A 16,855-nucleotide genomic window follows, 5' to 3' on the forward strand; every position below is an offset into this window, starting at 1 on the left:
AGCGCCTAGAGCGCAAGCTTGGCCATATGAGCAAGAATCAGCTCGCGGCGCCGGCTTTGCTGCTCGGGGGTGTAAGCCATCGCCTCGCCCTTGCCCCATACCGGGGCCGGCCAGCTTTCATCGCTTTCAAAGCGAACTACCAGGTGAACGTGAAGCTGGCTGACCACATTGCCAAGCGTTGCAATATTGAGCTTGTCGCCTTGAAACGCTACGTTCATGGCCTTGCCCAGTGCCGTGGCTTCCCGCCACAGCTGGGCTTGCTCCTCCAGCGAGAGTTCGAAGACTTCAGTGATCGCCTCTTTTCGCGGTACCAGGATCACCCAGGGGTAGCGGGCGTCGTTCATCAAAAGCGCGCGGCATAGCGGTAGATCGCCAAGCGACAGGGTATCGGCGGCCAAACGGGGGTCTAGGGTGAAAGCGGTCACAAAAGCGCTCCTGGCTCAAACGTTGACAGTCATCATAGCAGTTGTTATCCAGGCCGGGCGCAGTGTTAAATGGGCATGATCGTCCAAACGCTGTTACGCTGAGACGACGCCTGCGTTATAACCTCAAGCGAAGGCTTTCCCGACCTATAATTGTCAAGGAGAACATGATGAAAAAACTACTCGCGGCAAGCTTCATTCTACTGATTAGCGCCTCCACATTGGCAGGCTGCAACACCGTTTCCGGCGCAGGCCAGGACGTACAAGCCGGCGGTCGTGCCGTGCAGGACGCCGCCGAATAACCTCGGCGAGTGCTCCAAAAGCAGGCGAGATGTTCTCTCGCCTGCTTTTTGTTCAAGGTCGCGGGTTGAAAGCCCTTGGGCGACGGCCCTGTTCCCCCTGCATTCACAAGGATACGTGGCATGCAAAACGCCAAGCAATTTCTCAAGACCTGCCCGGTGGCCGCCAGCGCCCTGGTCATGGCCCTTCTTTTAAGTGCCTGCGCTACCCAGACGGGTACGCTGGAGGCACCGAGTTCGCCGGATGTCAGCGCGCCGCCCCCGCCTAGGGTAAGTGAAAGCGCGCCGTCAGGCGGCTGCGCTATTGCCTCGCTTGGCCAGGCCGTGGGCGAGCAGCTTACCGAAGCGCGCACCCGCGAGCTTCAAGCCGAAAGCGGCGCCCGCGATGTGCGAGTACTCACCCCGGACAGCATGGCCACCATGGAATACCGGGAAGATCGGCTCAATATCGAACTCGACGAACGCGGGCGGATAAGCGCGTTTCGCTGCGGCTAAGCTGCTTTTCAGCGTGTGGGTTTAGCGCAGGATGAGCACTACGCAGGCGGCGGTCAAAAGCCCCATGGTGATATTGAAGGCCCGCCAGGCGCCATCGGTCTTGATGAAGCGGCCGATGGCGACTCCGAATATCGCCCATATCAATAGGCACGGCAGCGCCACCAGCTCGGCAAAGCCTACCAGAATGACCGCGTTGATCAGCGCCGGGCCCTTGTCGGGTAGAAAGCCGGCAATCAGCGCAAGCCCGAGCACCCAGGCCTTGGGGTTGGCGAGCTGAAAAAGCGCCGCCTGCCAGAACGTCAGCGGCGCCCCTCGGGCCTTGGTGTCGTTCAGGTTCGGTGGAGGGGCCGTGGCTATCTTGTACGCCAGGTACAGTAGGTAGGCACTGCCCGCCCAGCGAAGCGCCATCTGCAGAATGGGAATGCGCTCGAACAGCACCCCAAGCCCCAGCGCGATGGCCAGATAAAGACAAAAGCACCCGCCCAGGATGCCCCCCATGTGCGGTAAGGTACGGCGCACGCCAAAGTTTGCGCCCGAGGCCGTCAACATCAAGTTGTTCGGCCCGGGCGTCAAGGTCATCGACATCATGAAAACCGCTACCGGGCCCAGCAGTAAAAGCCATTCGTTGTTCATTCACATCGGCTCTGAGGATCTTGTTGGCTTGAGCGCCGGCTCGCCCTGATCGAGCGAGCCCGGGGATACGCGTTCAGGCGATCAGTCGTAACGGTCCTTCCAGCGCTGGCGGCGAACCTGCTCCTTGAGCATTTCGATAATGTCATAGAGCACCTGTTCGGTGACGTAGGCGCTGGTCTCGTCCACGGTGAGCCAGCTCTCGAAGCCGCTTTCGGCGGTGCGCTCGACAAGCTGGCGAAAATCCGAGGAGTGAATGCCCAGCGCCAGTTCATCCACCAGACGCTGCGCCACGCCGCTCAGCGAAGCCTGCATGGCGTTGGAGGCCGTTTCACCCATGGGTAGGCGGTTGAGTCGCTGGATCTCCGGGCTCTCCTTGAGCGTACGGGTAATCAGACCGTCGATGGAGTCCATGATCGATTCGCGGTTTTTCTGGTAGGCCTTGCCGACGGTGGCCTCCAGACGCTGGGTGATCTCGTGGATCAGCTCGGCCTTGCGCGGCATGATGACCCGATCGACGAGCCGTTCGGTCAACGAGTCGGCGGCCAGGATCTGCTGCTGAACGTTGCCCATCAGGCGCAGCGCAATCCGGTCGGAAAGCTCTTCGAGCAGGATATCGTAGTACTTGGCGAAGAACTGAAAGCTCGACCAGTGTCTCACGTTGATCAGACCCAGCCGGTGCAGTCGATGGATCAGCGAAAGTACCCTGAGCGCACGCAGCCAGCGAAAGCCCGCCAGGGGAATGCAGCCCAGTACGTCGTACCAGTGAATGAACGGGTAGAAAAACCAGCGGTGGTAGCGCCGCTCCACCACCGCGGCTATCCAGCCCAGGAGTACATCGACGACGAAGATCGCCACGAACACCAGGTCTATCGAGAAAAAGCGGCTGTGGATGGTGGTGTCGTAAAAGCTGTGAAAGCCCGGGGCGACGCTTTCAAGCGCCCGGTTGAGCGGGTCCAGCAAAAAAAGCGAGTCGAACAGCAGCAGCGCCAGGTTGATGATCACCGCGGCCAGAATGAAAAAGTCCCAGCCGATGTGCGCGTACTCCACGGCCTTGGGTAGTTTGGGGTGGCGCTCTCGGGCGAGCATGAAGACTCCTTTCGTTGATGGACGAGAACGGGTCAGAGCCCGTCCTTGTGATGCTGCTGGGCGAGCCTTTCTTCCTGCTCGGCCTGCTTTCGAAGCTTTTTACGCAGCGCCGCTTTCTCAAAGCGCAGCTTCTCAAGCGGTGTGTTCAGTGACAGAGGCGGCACCTGGGCCGGCTGGCCTTGCTGGTCGACTGCCACCATGGTGAGGTAGCAGCTGTTGGTGTGACGAATCAGCTTCTCGCGAATGTCCTCCGCCACCACCTTGATGCCGATTTCCATGGACGAACGGCCTACGTGATTGACGGATGCCAGGAACGTGACCAGCTCGCCGACCAGAATGGGCTGCTTGAAAAGCACCTGGTCGACGGAAAGCGTCACCACGTAGTGGCCCGAGTAGCGGCTGGCGCAGGCGTAGGCCACTTCATCCAGCTTTTTGAGAATAGCACCGCCGTGCACCTTGCCGCTGAAATTGGCCATGTCCGGCGTCATCAGGACCGTCATGGAAAGTTCGCGCTGGCCGGGCAGGGCGGTGGTGTCCATGCTTGGGGTGTTCGTCATAACAAGCCTTGGTGATGGGTCTTCGGGGTACGTCATGAAAAGAGAGTGCCTGCCCGAAGGCAGGCGGCCCGGCGCGTTAAAACCACAAGAGCCCGATGGAGATGATCGCGCCGGTCAAGAACAGCTGAATCAAGCAAAAGCCCATGATGTCCTTGGCTTTCAGCCCGGCGATGGCCAGTACCGGCAGCGCCCAGAAAGGCTGCAGCAGATTCGTCCAGGCATCGCCCCAGGCGACCGCCATGGCGACCCGGGCAACGTCCGCGCCCAGCGCTTCGGCGGCGGGCAGCATGACCGGTGCCTGTACCGCCCACTGGCCCCCGCCGGAGGGTACGAAAACATTCACGATACCGGCGCTGATGAACGACCAGAACGGCAAGGAGGTGGCGCTGGCAAACGACACCAGCCACTCCGACAGGCTCTGGGCCAGCCCCGACTCCACCATGATCGCCATGATGCCGGCGTAGAACGGAAACTGGATGACGATACCCGCGCCGCCCTTGATCGCCTCGTTCAGGCTGGTCAACAGGTTATGGGGGGTGCGGTGAAGGACAATGGCCAGAAACAGGAACAAAAAGTTGACCACGTTCAGGTTGAGACTCCCACCGCGCAGCAAGAAATGATCCAGCAAGAATACGACCCCGGGAATCCCCACCAGCAGCGCAAGCCCGGTGCTGTTTTCGAGTCTTTCGGCGGGGCGGGTGGTTCGGGCGACGGGTTCGGGCGCATCGTCGAGAAGCTTGACATCCACATACACGCTGTCCTTTTCCGCGGGCAGCATCAAGCGGTTGATCAGCGGAATGGCGATAAACAGGCAGACCACGATGGCCAGGTTGAAAAACGCAAAGATGGTCGAGCCGGTGCCGATGACGCCGATCTGGTCGGCGGAGAAATGACCTTCGGTGGCAATCGTCAGCGGAATGGAACCCGCAAGGCCGCCGTGCCACACCACAAAACCCGAGTAGGCGCTGGCTACCAGCAGACGGTAGTCCACCCGGATCAGGCGGGCAAGCTCCTTGGCGAACAGCGCCCCGACCACCAGGCCAAAGCCCCAGTTGATCCAGCTGGCCGCCAGCGACACCAGGGTCACTAGAATGATCGCCCCGCCCGGCGTTTTCGTCGTGCCTGCCAGGCGTTGAAGAAGGCGCTTGACCGGCGGGGAGCTTGCCAGCATGAAACCGGTCACCAGAACCAGCAGCATCTGCATCGAGAAGGTCAAGAGCCCCCAGAAGCCGTCCCCCCACATGCGTAAAACGGCCAGCGGCGTCTGGCGCTCCACGGCAACGGCGGCTATCGAGGCGACCAGAGTCAGCAGCAGCACAAAGATGAAAGGATCGGGCAGATAGCGCTCGACTAGTCTGACCGCAGGTCTGGAGATAAACCGTAGCATAAGAGGCTCGCTTTATTCGTTATAGGAAGTGCGTGGTCAATATACGAGCCTGGAGCGCTTTTTTCATCCTTAAAAAAGCAAGAAGGGGATTCTACGTCGTGTGCCAGCGGGTTTTGCGAAAATGGACGTAGTAGCCGACCAGCACGCCCGAGCGGGTCAGCATGAAAAGGGTGAAGGCAAGCCAGAGCCCGTGGTTGCCAAGCCCCTGGCCAAGCCACCAGGCCGGCAGGTACACCACAAGGCCGATAAAGATACTGTTGCGCATCTCGCGCACGGCGGTGGTGCCAATGAATACACCATCGAGCAGGTAGCTCCACACGGCAATCAGGGGCATCGCCACCATCCAGGGAAGATACGCCGCCGCCGCGACGCGCACCTCGACAAGACCGGTCAGCAGGGCAATAAGGGCGTTGCCGAAAAGCGCGAAGGCAAGGGCGGCCAAGGCCGCGGTATAGAACGAAAAGCGCGCGGCCTCGCGCACCACGGCGGCAAACTCGGCCCAGTCGCGCCGGCCGAAGGCCCGGCCGGTAAGCGATTCGGCGGCGTGGGCGAAGCCGTCCAGGGCGTAGCTCGTCAGCAGGATGAACTGAAGCAGCACGGCGTTGGCAGCCAGTACCGTGTCGCCCTGGCGTGCGCCCTGGGCGGTGAAGAACGCCGTGGCGAACAAGAGCCCCAGTGTGCGGACGAAAAGATGCGCGTTGATGCTGAAAAGCGCTTTATAGGCGTGAAGCGCGAAAAGCCGAGACCTTTCGAAGGTGCCCTGCAGCAGGCGCAGCTGGCGCAGGACCAGCCAGGTACCAAAGGCCAGCGCGCTGTAGTCGGCGATGACGCTGGCCAGCGCTACGCCGTTGCTGGTCATGCCAAGGCCCATCACGAACCACACGTCCAGCACGATATTCACGCCGTTGGTGAGCACCAGGATCATCAGCGTGACCCGGGCGTTCTGCTGGCCCAGAAACCAGCCCAGCAGCGTGTAGTTGGCCAGCACCGCCGGGGCCGAATACAGCCGGATCGTGGCGTACTCCCGGGCCAGTGCCTTGGCCGTGTCGCTGCCGTCCAGCAGCCACAGTCCCAGCTCGATCAAGGGCGAGCCCACCAGCATCAAGAGCAGGCCGATCCCGAGCGCCAGCAAAAGCGACTGGCCCAGAAGGTTACGTACCTCGGTAGGGTTTTCCCGGCCGACCGCCTGGGCCACCAGACCCGTGGTCCCCATGCGCAGAAAGCCGAATCCCCAGTAGAGAAAGCTGAACAGCGTGGCCCCGAGGGTCACGGCGGCCAGATAGCGCGAATCCGGCAGGTGGCCCACCACGGCGGTATCCACCAGCCCCAGCAGCGGGACGGTAATGTTGGAAAGAATGATCGGCCAGGCGAGCGCCCAGATACGCACGGATGGGTCAGGCGGCGGTAATGATGTGATATTTCTTTAACAGCTGCTCTTTGGATTCGGGGCGCTCGGGGTCCAGCGGAATGCAGTCCACGGGGCACACCTGCTGGCACTGGGGCTCGTCGAAATGGCCTACGCACTCGGTGCAAAGGCCCGGGTCGATCACGTAGATCTCCTCGCCCGGCGAGATCGCGTCGTTAGGGCATTCCGGTTCGCAGACGTCGCAGTTGATGCATTCGTCGGTGATCATTAGGGCCATGGGCAGTACCTCATGAATAAATTGCTCACGAATGGCTGACTTGCCCAAGCGGCGGCTCGGGCGGATAAATCAGATGAGGACGCGCCTTCACGTTTGAACCATTGTTCCCGCGCCATCGGGGCGGCGCCGCGTATGCTTGCGGATCACGCATAGCGCTCGCGTAGCGCTTGAACGACCTGGGGCGGCACCAGCGCCGAAACGTCGCCGCCCAGCTTGGCGATTTCACGCACGATGGTCGATGAAATGTACGAGTTCTCCACCGCTGGCGTGAGAAACACGCTCTCGAGTTCCGGGTTCTGCGCTCGGTTCATGTTAGCAAGCTGCAGCTCGTACTCAAAGTCGGAGGCGGCGCGAATGCCGCGCAGCATGATACGCGCGCCCAGCTCGTTCATCAGGGTGGTCAAAAGCGACGAAAATCCGACCGTCGAGATATTGGGCAGGGCGCAACAGGCTGACTCGGCCAGGGCGATGCGCTTTTCAAGGCTCAAGGCGGGCTGCTTGTTCGGGCTTTCGGCCACGGCGATCACCACCTGATCGAACATCCGGGCGGCGCGCTCGATAAGATCGAAATGACCGTTGGTGATCGGGTCGAACGTACCCGGATAGACGGCGATCGTTGGGTGCTCGGCGTGCATCAGGTGTCCTCCTCGTCGTTGAGTCGGCCAAAGGGGTTGTCCACTTTCAGCGAGACCGGCTGAGCGTAGCCTGGAATATGGATGCGATCGGCTTCGATACCAAGCTCCGGGCCTTCCAGTACCGCCTCACCGAACTGATAGCGCGGCGCAAACTGGCCCCGATCCGCCTGGGCGAGATAGGTCTGGGCCTGGGCTCTTACCTCTTCCCGGAGCTTTTTCCAGGCGCTGATGGCCGCGACGCCGTGGCGCTTGGCCAGCAGGCGCTCGGTCACCTCGGGCGAGAGCACGACGCCGGTGGCGTTGTTGCCGCCAAAGCCCTTGGCGTTGAGAAAACTGGCGTCGGCTTCAAACTCGATAGGCGCCTTGAAAAAGCGCAGCCGCTCGGCGAAGACATCGCTTGCCACCGCGTCCAGCGTCTTGATGCCGGGCAATAGACGGTGGCTGAAACTGCCCAGGGCACTGGCCAGTTGGTCACCCGCCGCCGACCCCTGGGAGTGGCCGATAAACGCCTTGATCGCCACTACCGGCCAATCATGAATGTGGTTGGCCCGGGCAATTTCATGCAGCACGTGCGATTCGGTAGTGCGGTTTTTCGGCGTGCTGGTGCCGTGGGCATGCACAAAGCTTCGCTGAGTCAGCGACTTCTCGCCCAGCATGTCGCGCACTAGCGACACCGCCTTGCCCAGCGTAATGTAGTTGCCGATACCCGGGGCCGAGATCGAACGCTTGAAGCCGTCGGCATTGACGAACACCTCCGGCACGGCGCCCTGGATATCCGCCCCTACTTCAAGGGCCAGGCTGTCGTCCATCAGCATCACGAACTGGCTCGCCTCGGCGATGGTGAAGCCGCAGTTCTGCGCAAACGGCCGGCAGGCGCGCTGGTAGTCGGCATCGGTCAAAAGCTCCAAGGTATCGAGCGCCTTCAGGCTCGCATCATCGGCAAGCGCGCCCATGGCGCGAAACCCTTCGACGATCTCGGGGGTGATCGGCGCATCCGAGGTGCCTACCATCACCACCCGGGCACGGCCTTCGCGGATATCGTTGATGCCCAGGCGCAGGTTGTACAGAAAGCTTGCGCAGGCACCAAGTGCGGCGCCAGTGCCGCCGAGGCTGCCCAGCACGTAGGCGTTCAGAAAGTCCGCCGGCATCTGCCCATAGCCCAGCGGCATCTGCTTGGAGGTGGCGCGGTTTCCGCTCACCAGGCTTTTCAGAAGCCCGCCCCAGCCTTCGTCGTCCAGCTGGCCTATGGAGTTGCCCGCGTAGACGGCGACCTTGTCCGGGTCCAGGCGTTCGCGCAGGCTTTCCCAGCTCAGTCCGCTGGCGCCCAGGCAGTCGCTGGCGGCGAAAATCGCCATGGAGAGCCCGCGCGGATGGTGCACGCTACGGTAAAGGCTGGCCGGGTCGAAGCCGCTGGGCAGTTGGGCGGCGGCGATGACCTTGGGCGGCTGCGCATCGGGGAGCAGCGCCTCCAGGGTGCCGCCAGGTACGGTGACGTTCACATAGCGAGGGTCTTCGTGCGAACTGACCTGCCAATTCGCAGGCAGGTCTTCCGGCAACTGGCGGCGGCGAAGGGTAAAGTGCAGCGGAGCACTGAGCGCCATTTCCGCGCGGCGCGCAGCGGGCAGCCCCGGGGCGAGAAAACGCGGGTCTTCGTTGCGGCGGATCAGCGTATGGTTCAGGACCTGATCGCGCAGCGCATCGCCCGGGGCGCTCAGTGGTGCGCCCTGACCATCCTGCCACCCTTGATCGGTATGCGTGGCCAGGCGCATCAGCGCGGCCAGGCTTTGAAGCGTATGGCGCTTGAGATCAGTGGGTAGCGCATCAAGCACGGTGCGGCGAAAGGCCTGATGGCCCGAGGTTCTGCCAGCAGGATTGATGCCGCCCATGCCGACAATCACCGGTAAGTGTGACAAGCCGGATTCCTCGTGGAGCGATAGTTGACGATAACGTGAGGCTCGGCGGCTGGGCGAAAACAAGGCCCGAGCCGAGCACCATGATACTTTAAAGCGTGATCATAGCACCGGGGGCGCGATGGCGTCATGCCGCGCGCGTCAGAGACTGGTAGAATCATGGCTTTTTCTCCTAAAGGATGGCAATGCAGCACGCGTCTCGAGTTGTCACGTCCAATCAGTTTGGGCCGCATCAGGATCTTGTCCGGCGGGTCCAGCGCTCGCTTGCGCATCCGCTCAAAAAGCCCATGGCCGAGCATAACCGCCAGGCGTTCGAGGCCGCTCATGCCTGGTACGCGGCTTCCCGTGCCCCCTTGATTCTTGACGCCGGTTGCGGCGTAGGACTTTCGACACGGCGGCTGGCGATGCAGTTCCCGGACCATGTCGTCATCGGAGTGGATCGAAGCGAGAGCCGGTTGAGTCGCGAGCACGGCGAGCTGCCCGGCAATGCGCTGCTCGTCCGGGCGGATCTGGTGGATTTCTGGCGGCTGGCGCTTGAGGCGGGCTGGGCGCCGGCGCGTCACTATATCCTGTACCCCAACCCATACCCCAAGGCCGCGCATCTCAAGATGCGCTGGCACGGCCACGCAGTGTTTCCTAGCGTACTTGCCCTGGGCGGGCGTCTGGAGGTGCGCTCTAACTGGAAACTCTATATCGAAGAGTTCGCCCAGGGGCTTGAACTGGCGACCGGCCAGCGCAGTGCAATCGAGCCGCTGGCGCCGCAAGGGGAGTATCTAACCCCCTTTGAAGCCAAGTACGATCAAAGCGGTCAGCCGCTTTGGCGACTATGGTGTGAACTTTCACGCCATCAAGAGGGCATTGAATGACCTTTGTGCTATTGATACTGGCCATCGTGGCGGAGGTGATCGGCACCAGCGCCCTGAAAGCGTCTGAAGGCTTTACCCGTCCGCTGTCCAGCCTGGTGGTGGTGATCGGTTACGGGCTGGCATTTTATCTCTTGAGCCTTGTGCTGCGCACGCTGCCGGTGGGCATCGCTTATGCCATCTGGGCGGGGCTGGGTATCGTGCTGGTAACGGTCGTAGGCATCGTCACTTTCAACGAGAAGCCGGATCTGCCGGCGTTTGTGGGCATCGGCATGATCGTGGCCGGGGTCGTGGTGTTGCAGGTCTTTTCTAAAATGAACGTGCATTGAGGTAGGTGAGTGTGAAGCGTTGCAAATTCTTCTCCCGTCGATGGCGCCTGGCCGCCGGCGTGGCCGTGACGGCCTTGTGGGTCAGTCAGCCGCTCTGGGCGGATTTCTCCCGTCTGGGCCAGCTCCAGAACACCGGTTTTTCGATCAGCGCCGAAGCGCGCCTTCTGGGCCCGGATACCCAGCGCGTGCTTGGCAGCCTGAATCCGGAGCGTCAGCTCTCGCCGGCATCGGTCACCAAGGCGTACCTGAGTGCGGCGGTGCTGAGCCGCTTCGGCCCCCAGCACCGCTTTACCAGCCAACTGGTCAGCAGCGGACGCATCGACAACGGCGTACTGCGCGGTGATCTGATCTTTGAAGGCGGCGGCGACCCCGGGCTCACCACCGAGGATCTCTGGCGATTGGTGCAGCGTCTACAGCTGGCCGGGGTTCAGGAAGTGGACGGCTCGCTTGTGATCAGTCAGTGGCGCTTTGGGCCGGTGACCTGCGTCACCACCGACCGCTGCAACGCGCAGACCCGGGTGACCAACGCCTACAGCGCACCGCTGACCTCGGCGGGGGTGAATTTCGGCTCCTGGTGTGTGAATGTCGCCCCAGGGGCGCAGGCCAATACACCTGCCCGCACCGGCCTTTGCGACAGCCCTTTGCCGCTGATCACCGTGGACAACCAGGTACAGACCGTGCCCGCCAACAGCGGCACCGAGATCAGTGCCGAACGCGTGACCGATGAGCGGGGCGACGTGATTCGCCTGACCGGGCAGATGTCGACCAACGCCTCGGCCCAGGACGTTTACCGCGGCGCCGGCGACCCCGCCGAGCAGACCGCCCAGGTGCTGTTGAGCATGCTCAACCAGGCTGGCGTCACGGTGCGCGATCCCTGGCGGGTGACGTCATCGCGCCCGGTCGGGGCGAGCCGGCTGGCGGCGGTGGACAGCAAGCCGCTGCAGGAGCTTGTGCTGCGTACCATGAATTACTCCAACAACTACATGGCCGACGTGCTGGCGCTGAACCTGGTTCAGACCCCCCAGGCGCAGCTCGCCCAGGCGGGGCAGGCCATCGAGGCCTATGCCCAGGGCCTTGCCGGCCACGGGCCCTTGACGCTGCAAAGCGGCAGCGGCCTGACCACGGAGAACCGCACCTCTGCCCACGGAGTGACCGTGATGCTTGAGGACATGTTCTACCAGAGCGCGCTCTTTCCAAGCTTCGTGGCGGCGTTTCAGTCGCCGACCAATGGGGTGATGCGTTTTATCCGGCGCGGCTCGCCCACCTTTCAGAACAACGTGATGCTCAAGACCGGGACCCTCAACCAGCCGTTTGCGGTACGCGCCGCGGCGGGCTACTTTCGTACGGCCCAGGGGCGCTGGGGGGTGTTCAGCGTATTGGTGAATGGCACCGGCTCGACCCCCTATTTAAGCTGGTCGGAGGTGCTTGACCCGCTCTCGCTGGATCTGGATGCCATGATATTGGCGAACTAACGACAACGGTCATTCAGTGGAGCATGCGCCATGAAGCCAAGGCATACCGGAATCACCCACTTAGTACACTCCACACGCTACTCGTGGAAGGGGCTGAAAGCGGCCTTTAAAAACGAAGCCGCCTTTCGCCAGGAAGTGGTAATCTGCGCGATCATGCTGCCACTTGCCTGGTGGCTGGCCGATACCGCCATGGCGTGGCTGATGCTGGTGGGCAGCCTCTTCATGGTGTTGATCGTCGAGCTCTTGAACAGTGCCGTCGAAAACGTGGTGGACCGTATCGGCACGGAGCACCACGAGCTCTCGGGCCGGGCGAAGGATATCTGCTCGGCGGCGGTCATGCTCTCGCTGATCATGGCGGGCCTTACCTGGGGAGTGCTTGGCTGGTTGAAGGTGTTCGGTTAGAAAGGCCGGTTTTTTCAAATCGCGTTGGAGTGTTCGACGCCAGGCAGTGAGGTGGCTATGCAGTGGGATGAGGCGGTTCTATCACAAGTGCCGGAGGCGGTCACGCCGCTGGCCGAGCAGGCACTCAAGAGTCTGGCGGATGCCCTTGAAAAAGCGGATAACGTTGCCTCGATGACCGACAAGCCGCTGCCTTCACGCCATTTCGAGGACCCGAGCCGCCAGGCCGCCCTTTGCCGGGTGGTCACCGTCTCGCATTTCGCTTCCCAGACCCTTGCCCGATACCCGCAGTGGCTGGGCGAGCTTCTGGAAAGCGGCGAACTTGACGCCGCGCCGGACAAGGCGCGCCAACAGACCTGGCTGGACGAGGCCCTGGCGCACGCTGCAGATGAAGAGGCCATGCATCGGGTGATTCGCCGGTTTCGACGCGTGCGGATGCTGGGCATTGTCTGGCGCGATCTCAACCGGCCTGGAAATTATGCCATGTGGCAAAGCGCCCAGGCGGTCTCCTGGCTTGCCGAGGTGTGTCTTGAGGGGGCACTTGGCTGGCTGGAAACCTTCTACGCCCCGCGCTGGGGAAGCCCCGCATCCCGCGCCGACGGTAGCCCCCAGCGGCTGGTGGTGCTGGGCATGGGCAAGCTAGGCGCCGGTGAGCTGAACTTGTCCTCGGATATCGATCTGATTTTTGCCTTTCCCGAAAAGGGCGAGACCACCGGCGGGCGCAAACCGCTGGCGCATCAGGAGTATTTCACCAAGCTTGGCCAGCGCCTGATCGCCGCTCTCGATGCAGTGACCAGTGACGGCTTCGCCTTTCGGGTGGATATGCGCCTGCGTCCCTTGGGGGACGGCGGGCCGCTGGTGGGCAGTTTTGCCATGCTGACGGGCTACTACCAGGACCAGGGCCGGGAATGGGAGCGCTACGCGATGCTCAAGGCGCGTCCGGTGGCCGGCGATATCGCGGGGGGAAAGGCGCTTCTTGCCAGCCTGCGTCCCTTCGTTTACCGGCGCTATCTCGATTTCGGCGCGATCGAATCGCTCAGAGAGCTGAAGGCGATGATCAACCGGGAAGTGAAGCGCAAGAGCATGCAAAGCAATATCAAGCTCGGCTCCGGCGGCATTCGCGAGGTCGAGTTCGTGGTGCAGGCGTTTCAGCTGATTCGCGGCGGACGCGATACCGAGCTTCAGGTGGCCTCGCTTGAGCGCGCGCTCAACGAGCTGCCCGCGCTTGGGCTGCTGCCCGAGGCGGTGGTGAAAGAACTGTTGGAGGACTACGCGTTTTTACGCGATGTCGAGCACGCCATTCAGGCACTCGATGATCGCCAGACCCAGATGCTGCCGGTGGAGGAGGACGAGCGCCTGCGCGTGGCCTACGCCGTGAACATGAGCGACTGGACGACACTGACCCAGGCGCTTGACGCGGTACGTGAGCGGGTCCGCGGGCATTTCGATTCGGTCATCGCCGACCCTGAAGCCGAAGTGGACGAGGAGAGCGACACCCGGGTGGGCCTTGAAGAGTGGCGGCTTCTATGGCGCGGCGAGCTTGAAGAGGATGAGGCGACGGCGTATCTGCAGGCCGCCGGCTTTGCCTCGCCCGAGCGGGTGCGAAAGCGCCTGGAAAGCTTCTACCATTCCCGTCAGGTGCAGGGCATGCAGCGCATCGGCTTTGAACGCCTGGACGCGCTGATGCCGCTTCTGCTCGACGCCATTGCCGAGCACGACACGCCGGATACCGCGCTGGAGCGGGTACAGCCGCTGATCGAATCGGTATTGAGGCGCACGGCCTATCTGGCGCTTTTACGGGAGAACCCCCACGCGCTGGGCCACTTGATGAAGCTTTGTGCCCCCAGCCCCTGGATCGCCCAGCAGCTGGCCCGCTATCCTATTCTGCTCGACGAGCTTTTGACACCCGAGACGCTCTACACCCCGGCGGACAAGACCGCCCTGAGCGACGAGCTTCGCCAGACGCTCAACCGCCTGCCCGAGGAGGATGAGGAGGCACAGCTTGAAGCGCTTCGCGTCTTCAAGCATGCCAAGACCCTGCACGTGGCCGCCTCGGACATCGCCGGTACCCGCCACCTGATGAAGGTGAGCGACTACCTGACCTACATCGCCGAGGTGATTCTGGAATCGGTGCTGGCCATGGCCTGGCGACACGTCGCGCGCAAGTACGGGGTGCCTGCCGGGCTGAGCGAGTTTGATCCAGCGTTTTTGATCATCGGCTACGGCAAGCTAGGCGGCATCGAACTCGGCTACGGCTCCGACCTGGATCTGGTGTTTCTCCACGACAGCGACGGCAAGGGCGTGACAGACGGCCCGCGCCCGCTGGATACCCCGGTGTTCTACACCCGTCTGGGCCAGCGCATCATTCACCTTCTGACCGCCACCACGCCGGCCGGAAGCCTCTATGAGGTGGATATGCGCCTTCGCCCTTCGGGCAACGCGGGGCTTCTGGTCACGTCCATCCACGGGTTTGGGGAGTATCAGCGCCAGAACGCCTGGACCTGGGAGCATCAGGCGCTGGTACGCGCCCGGGTGGTGGCCGGGCATCCCGCCCTTGCCGAAAAATTCGAGACGTTGAGAGCCGAGCTTCTGACCCAGGCCCGGGAGCCGGACGCGTTGAAGGCCGATGTCGTCAGCATGCGTCAGAAGATGCGCGACCACCTGGGCACCAAACCGGGCGCGAAAGAGGCAGACAAAACCTTCAACCTCAAGCAGGACGCCGGTGGCATGGTCGATATCGAGTTTCTCTGCCAGTACGGCGTGCTGGCGTTTTCAAGCAAGACGCCTGCCCTTGCCACCTATCCGGACAACATGCGCATTCTGGAGACGCTCGCCGCGCACGGCTATCTCGGGGAAGACGAGGCAAGCTCGCTTCGCGAGGCGTATCTGGCCTACCGAAGCCGCACGCACCGCGCGGCGTTGACCAGCGAAAAGCCGGTGGTCGACACGGGCGAGCTGACCCAGCACCGCGAAGCGGTCACGATGCTTTGGCAGCGCTTTCTGGGCCAGTGACGATGTCTTGCCGCACCGTCTGACAGCCGTTTTTACCAACGGCTCACAATAAAAAGGCACCCCATGCCCACTCGTTACGCCGCGCCTTGCGGGTCAGGAGGTGATCGATGACCGGCCATATTCTCGCCACGCTGCTGCCCGTTTTCCTGATTACCGCTGCCGGGGCGCTTTATGGACGCTTTCGTACGCCGGATATCGCCACGCTCAACAAGCTCAACATGGAGCTTTTCGTCCCGCTTCTGGTGTTTGCCGTACTGGCGGACCGCCAGGCGCCATTGGCCGACTACGCCTGGCTTGCCGGGGCTGCGGCGCTGGTAGTGCTTGGTTCCGGCGTCGTGCTCTGGCCGCTGGCGAAGTGGCTCTCGCTCGATCGCAAGGTGTTTCTGCCGTCGATGATGTTCAACAACTCCGGCAACATGGGGGTACCGCTTCTGGTCTTCGCCTTTGGCGAGATGGCGCTACCGGCGGCGGTGGTCGTGTTTATTGTCGAGATGCTGCTGCACTTTTCAGTCGGTCTTTACATGCTGGACCCACGCACCTCGCTTTGGCGAATGCTCCGAATGCCTATCGTGGCGGCCAGTATCGCGGGACTTGTGGTCAATGGGGGGGATGTCGCCCTGCCTGGATGGCTTCTGGAGGCCATGCACATGCTTGGCGGGGTGTGCATACCGCTGATGCTCTTTGCCCTGGGCGTACGTTTACTGGAAGTGGATTTCAAGGACTGGCGCATGGGACTTCTGGGGGCGCTTCTATGCCCGCTGTCGGGGCTGGTGATCGCACTACCGCTGATGGCAATATTACCGCTCAACGCGCTTCAGCTCGCCACGCTACTGGTGTTCGCCGCACTCCCGCCAGCGGTTCTCAATTACCTGGTGGCGGAGCAGTACGATCTGGCGCCCCAGAAGGTGGCTTCCATCGTGCTGATCGGCAACTTGGGGAGCCTGATCGTGATGCCGCTGGTGCTGGGCGCCACGTTTGCCTGGATACACGCGCCACTCTAGTGCGTGTCCTTGACCTCGAAGGTGCCTTCAATGGCGTCCTGGCGAGCGTGAGGCCGGCCACCACCCGGGGCGGGGTCGGAGCCTTCGAAGCTTCCGCCGACATCCCGGGCCTGATCGGCACGCATCTGCTCCATGCGCTTTTTCATCTTGTGGCGCATGAACGGCATCAGCGCCCAGCCCACCAGCAGCAGGATCAGGCCAAAGACCACGCCCACAATCATCAATGCGCCGAAAGCCAGCCATACAAGCATGAGTTTGAGCGTACCCAGCAACCCCGCAGGCTGCGTGCTTGCCGCCTTTGCCCGCCACTGGTGGGCGGCCTGCCAGGCGGCGTTTTGTGAATCACGATTGGGGTGGGCCATGTAGTGCCTCCGTTATCCATTAGCCCTCATTGGAACACGCGGGCCAGGGCAAGTTCATTTGCGGCGTCCAGGCCGATTTAAACGCCCGTTGAACGGTCGCGGCTTAAATGGAGAGAATTAAATGGGAGACAGTCAAGGCGGTGGCACTCCTGTGGCGCTTTCGCTCCCTTGCCTGAGCAAGGAGCTGTTAAAACGTGATAGCCCCACCCGGGGCGTCTATGCTGAAGGCCATGGACGCCACGGGTGGACGAGTGCTGATGGGTAAGCGCCGCTAATGGCCCCTTTAATAAAGAGGGGCCTGGAACAAGCGCGTAACGCCTTTTAAAGGCATGCCCTCTCTTTAATCTGGA

18 protein-coding genes are annotated in these 16,855 nt (G+C 62.3%); 8 read left to right on the forward strand and 10 right to left on the reverse strand.

Translation table 11 applies throughout. The features are described from left to right. Window positions 1-5: 5 nt before the first annotated feature. Window positions 6-425, reverse strand: a complete 420-nt coding sequence (locus ACWF8S_RS02555) for an HIT domain-containing protein (RefSeq protein WP_447555255.1) — start codon at window positions 423-425, stop codon at window positions 6-8. Between the two features lie 167 nt (window positions 426-592). Between ACWF8S_RS02555 and ACWF8S_RS02560 the strand changes: the two genes are divergently transcribed. Further along, window positions 593-724 carry an entericidin A/B family lipoprotein gene (locus tag ACWF8S_RS02560; protein ID WP_447555256.1) on the forward strand — a complete coding sequence of 44 codons (132 nt, stop codon included), beginning with the start codon at window positions 593-595 and terminating at the stop codon, window positions 722-724. 120 nt (window positions 725-844) lie between these two features. Next, window positions 845-1,216: an I78 family peptidase inhibitor gene (locus ACWF8S_RS02565; protein WP_447555257.1), complete on the forward strand. Its 372-nt coding sequence runs from the start codon at window positions 845-847 to the stop codon at window positions 1,214-1,216. Between the two features lie 21 nt (window positions 1,217-1,237). Here ACWF8S_RS02565 and ACWF8S_RS02570 read toward each other — a convergent pair whose 3' ends face one another. From ACWF8S_RS02570 to ACWF8S_RS02605, 8 genes are all read right to left on the reverse strand, one after another. Beyond that, window positions 1,238-1,849, reverse strand: coding sequence for a LysE family translocator (locus tag ACWF8S_RS02570; protein ID WP_447555258.1), 612 nt, complete (start codon window positions 1,847-1,849; stop codon window positions 1,238-1,240). Window positions 1,850-1,930: 81 nt separating this feature from the next. Then, window positions 1,931-2,935, reverse strand: a complete 1,005-nt coding sequence (locus ACWF8S_RS02575) for an ion transporter (RefSeq protein WP_447555259.1) — start codon at window positions 2,933-2,935, stop codon at window positions 1,931-1,933. 32 nt (window positions 2,936-2,967) lie between these two features. Then, window positions 2,968-3,492, reverse strand: coding sequence for an acyl-CoA thioesterase (locus ACWF8S_RS02580; protein ID WP_447555260.1), 525 nt, complete (start codon window positions 3,490-3,492; stop codon window positions 2,968-2,970). 76 nt (window positions 3,493-3,568) lie between these two features. Then, window positions 3,569-4,879, reverse strand: a complete 1,311-nt coding sequence (locus tag ACWF8S_RS02585) for a short-chain fatty acid transporter (RefSeq protein WP_447555261.1) — start codon at window positions 4,877-4,879, stop codon at window positions 3,569-3,571. Between the two features lie 91 nt (window positions 4,880-4,970). Next, window positions 4,971-6,266: an MATE family efflux transporter gene (locus ACWF8S_RS02590; RefSeq protein WP_447555262.1), complete on the reverse strand. Its 1,296-nt coding sequence runs from the start codon at window positions 6,264-6,266 to the stop codon at window positions 4,971-4,973. A 7-nt stretch (window positions 6,267-6,273) separates the two neighbouring features. After that, window positions 6,274-6,522 (reverse strand): YfhL family 4Fe-4S dicluster ferredoxin, encoded by a 249-nt coding sequence (locus ACWF8S_RS02595; protein ID WP_447555263.1) that lies wholly within the window; start codon window positions 6,520-6,522, stop codon window positions 6,274-6,276. Window positions 6,523-6,665: 143 nt separating this feature from the next. Then, on the reverse strand, window positions 6,666-7,157 hold the full coding sequence (gene coaD, locus ACWF8S_RS02600) for a pantetheine-phosphate adenylyltransferase (protein ID WP_447555264.1): 492 nt from the start codon (window positions 7,155-7,157) through the stop codon (window positions 6,666-6,668). Continuing rightward, a complete protein-coding gene (locus tag ACWF8S_RS02605) occupies window positions 7,157-9,043 on the reverse strand; it encodes a beta-ketoacyl synthase (RefSeq protein ID WP_447556541.1) in 1,887 nt (628 codons plus the stop codon). Before ACWF8S_RS02605 ends, coaD begins: the two co-directional genes overlap by 1 nt. 209 nt (window positions 9,044-9,252) lie before the next feature. On the opposite strand from ACWF8S_RS02605, the gene trmB reads away from it, so the two are divergent. From trmB to ACWF8S_RS02635, 6 genes are all read left to right on the forward strand, one after another. Beyond that, window positions 9,253-9,933 carry a tRNA (guanine(46)-N(7))-methyltransferase TrmB gene (trmB, locus tag ACWF8S_RS02610; RefSeq protein ID WP_447555265.1) on the forward strand — a complete coding sequence of 227 codons (681 nt, stop codon included), beginning with the start codon at window positions 9,253-9,255 and terminating at the stop codon, window positions 9,931-9,933. Further along, window positions 9,930-10,259 carry a DMT family transporter gene (locus ACWF8S_RS02615; protein WP_447555267.1) on the forward strand — a complete coding sequence of 110 codons (330 nt, stop codon included), beginning with the start codon at window positions 9,930-9,932 and terminating at the stop codon, window positions 10,257-10,259. The genes trmB and ACWF8S_RS02615 overlap by 4 nt, the downstream gene beginning before the upstream one ends. A gap of 11 nt (window positions 10,260-10,270) precedes the next feature. Beyond that, window positions 10,271-11,731, forward strand: a complete 1,461-nt coding sequence (gene dacB / locus ACWF8S_RS02620; RefSeq protein WP_447555268.1) for a D-alanyl-D-alanine carboxypeptidase/D-alanyl-D-alanine endopeptidase — start codon at window positions 10,271-10,273, stop codon at window positions 11,729-11,731. 30 nt (window positions 11,732-11,761) lie between these two features. After that, window positions 11,762-12,133, forward strand: a complete 372-nt coding sequence (locus ACWF8S_RS02625) for a diacylglycerol kinase (RefSeq protein WP_447555269.1) — start codon at window positions 11,762-11,764, stop codon at window positions 12,131-12,133. 57 nt (window positions 12,134-12,190) lie between these two features. After that, the gene (glnE, locus tag ACWF8S_RS02630) at window positions 12,191-15,142 is read left to right on the forward strand and encodes a bifunctional [glutamate--ammonia ligase]-adenylyl-L-tyrosine phosphorylase/[glutamate--ammonia-ligase] adenylyltransferase (RefSeq protein ID WP_447555270.1); all 2,952 of its coding nucleotides are present in this window, start codon (window positions 12,191-12,193) and stop codon (window positions 15,140-15,142) included. A gap of 107 nt (window positions 15,143-15,249) precedes the next feature. Next, window positions 15,250-16,143 carry an AEC family transporter gene (locus ACWF8S_RS02635; RefSeq protein WP_447555271.1) on the forward strand — a complete coding sequence of 298 codons (894 nt, stop codon included), beginning with the start codon at window positions 15,250-15,252 and terminating at the stop codon, window positions 16,141-16,143. Here the strand turns inward: ACWF8S_RS02635 and ACWF8S_RS02640 are convergent. Next, on the reverse strand, window positions 16,140-16,505 hold the full coding sequence (locus ACWF8S_RS02640) for a hypothetical protein (protein WP_447555272.1): 366 nt from the start codon (window positions 16,503-16,505) through the stop codon (window positions 16,140-16,142). The genes ACWF8S_RS02635 and ACWF8S_RS02640 overlap by 4 nt on opposite strands. Window positions 16,506-16,855: the final 350 nt, after the last annotated feature.

This window comes from Vreelandella xerophytica (assembly GCF_968048975.1).

Excerpts from the sequence above, each read along its gene's own strand:
- ACWF8S_RS02625 (WP_447555269.1), top strand. The coding sequence starts at position 11,762 with ATGAAGCCAAGGCATACCGGAATCACCCACTTAGTACACTCCACACGC.
- ACWF8S_RS02560 (WP_447555256.1), top strand. The coding sequence starts at position 593 with ATGAAAAAACTACTCGCGGCAAGCTTCATTCTACTGATTAGCGCCTCC.
- ACWF8S_RS02605 (WP_447556541.1), bottom strand. The coding sequence starts at position 9,043 with ATGGGCGGCATCAATCCTGCTGGCAGAACCTCGGGCCATCAGGCCTTT.
- glnE (WP_447555270.1), top strand. The coding sequence starts at position 12,191 with ATGCAGTGGGATGAGGCGGTTCTATCACAAGTGCCGGAGGCGGTCACG.
- ACWF8S_RS02575 (WP_447555259.1), bottom strand. The coding sequence starts at position 2,935 with ATGCTCGCCCGAGAGCGCCACCCCAAACTACCCAAGGCCGTGGAGTAC.
- ACWF8S_RS02635 (WP_447555271.1), top strand. The coding sequence starts at position 15,250 with ATGACCGGCCATATTCTCGCCACGCTGCTGCCCGTTTTCCTGATTACC.
- ACWF8S_RS02595 (WP_447555263.1), bottom strand. The coding sequence starts at position 6,522 with ATGGCCCTAATGATCACCGACGAATGCATCAACTGCGACGTCTGCGAA.
- ACWF8S_RS02640 (WP_447555272.1), bottom strand. The coding sequence starts at position 16,505 with ATGGCCCACCCCAATCGTGATTCACAAAACGCCGCCTGGCAGGCCGCC.
- ACWF8S_RS02615 (WP_447555267.1), top strand. The coding sequence starts at position 9,930 with ATGACCTTTGTGCTATTGATACTGGCCATCGTGGCGGAGGTGATCGGC.
- trmB (WP_447555265.1), top strand. The coding sequence starts at position 9,253 with ATGCAGCACGCGTCTCGAGTTGTCACGTCCAATCAGTTTGGGCCGCAT.
- ACWF8S_RS02570 (WP_447555258.1), bottom strand. The coding sequence starts at position 1,849 with ATGAACAACGAATGGCTTTTACTGCTGGGCCCGGTAGCGGTTTTCATG.
- coaD (WP_447555264.1), bottom strand. The coding sequence starts at position 7,157 with ATGCACGCCGAGCACCCAACGATCGCCGTCTATCCGGGTACGTTCGAC.
- ACWF8S_RS02585 (WP_447555261.1), bottom strand. The coding sequence starts at position 4,879 with ATGCTACGGTTTATCTCCAGACCTGCGGTCAGACTAGTCGAGCGCTAT.
- ACWF8S_RS02565 (WP_447555257.1), top strand. The coding sequence starts at position 845 with ATGCAAAACGCCAAGCAATTTCTCAAGACCTGCCCGGTGGCCGCCAGC.
- ACWF8S_RS02580 (WP_447555260.1), bottom strand. The coding sequence starts at position 3,492 with ATGACGAACACCCCAAGCATGGACACCACCGCCCTGCCCGGCCAGCGC.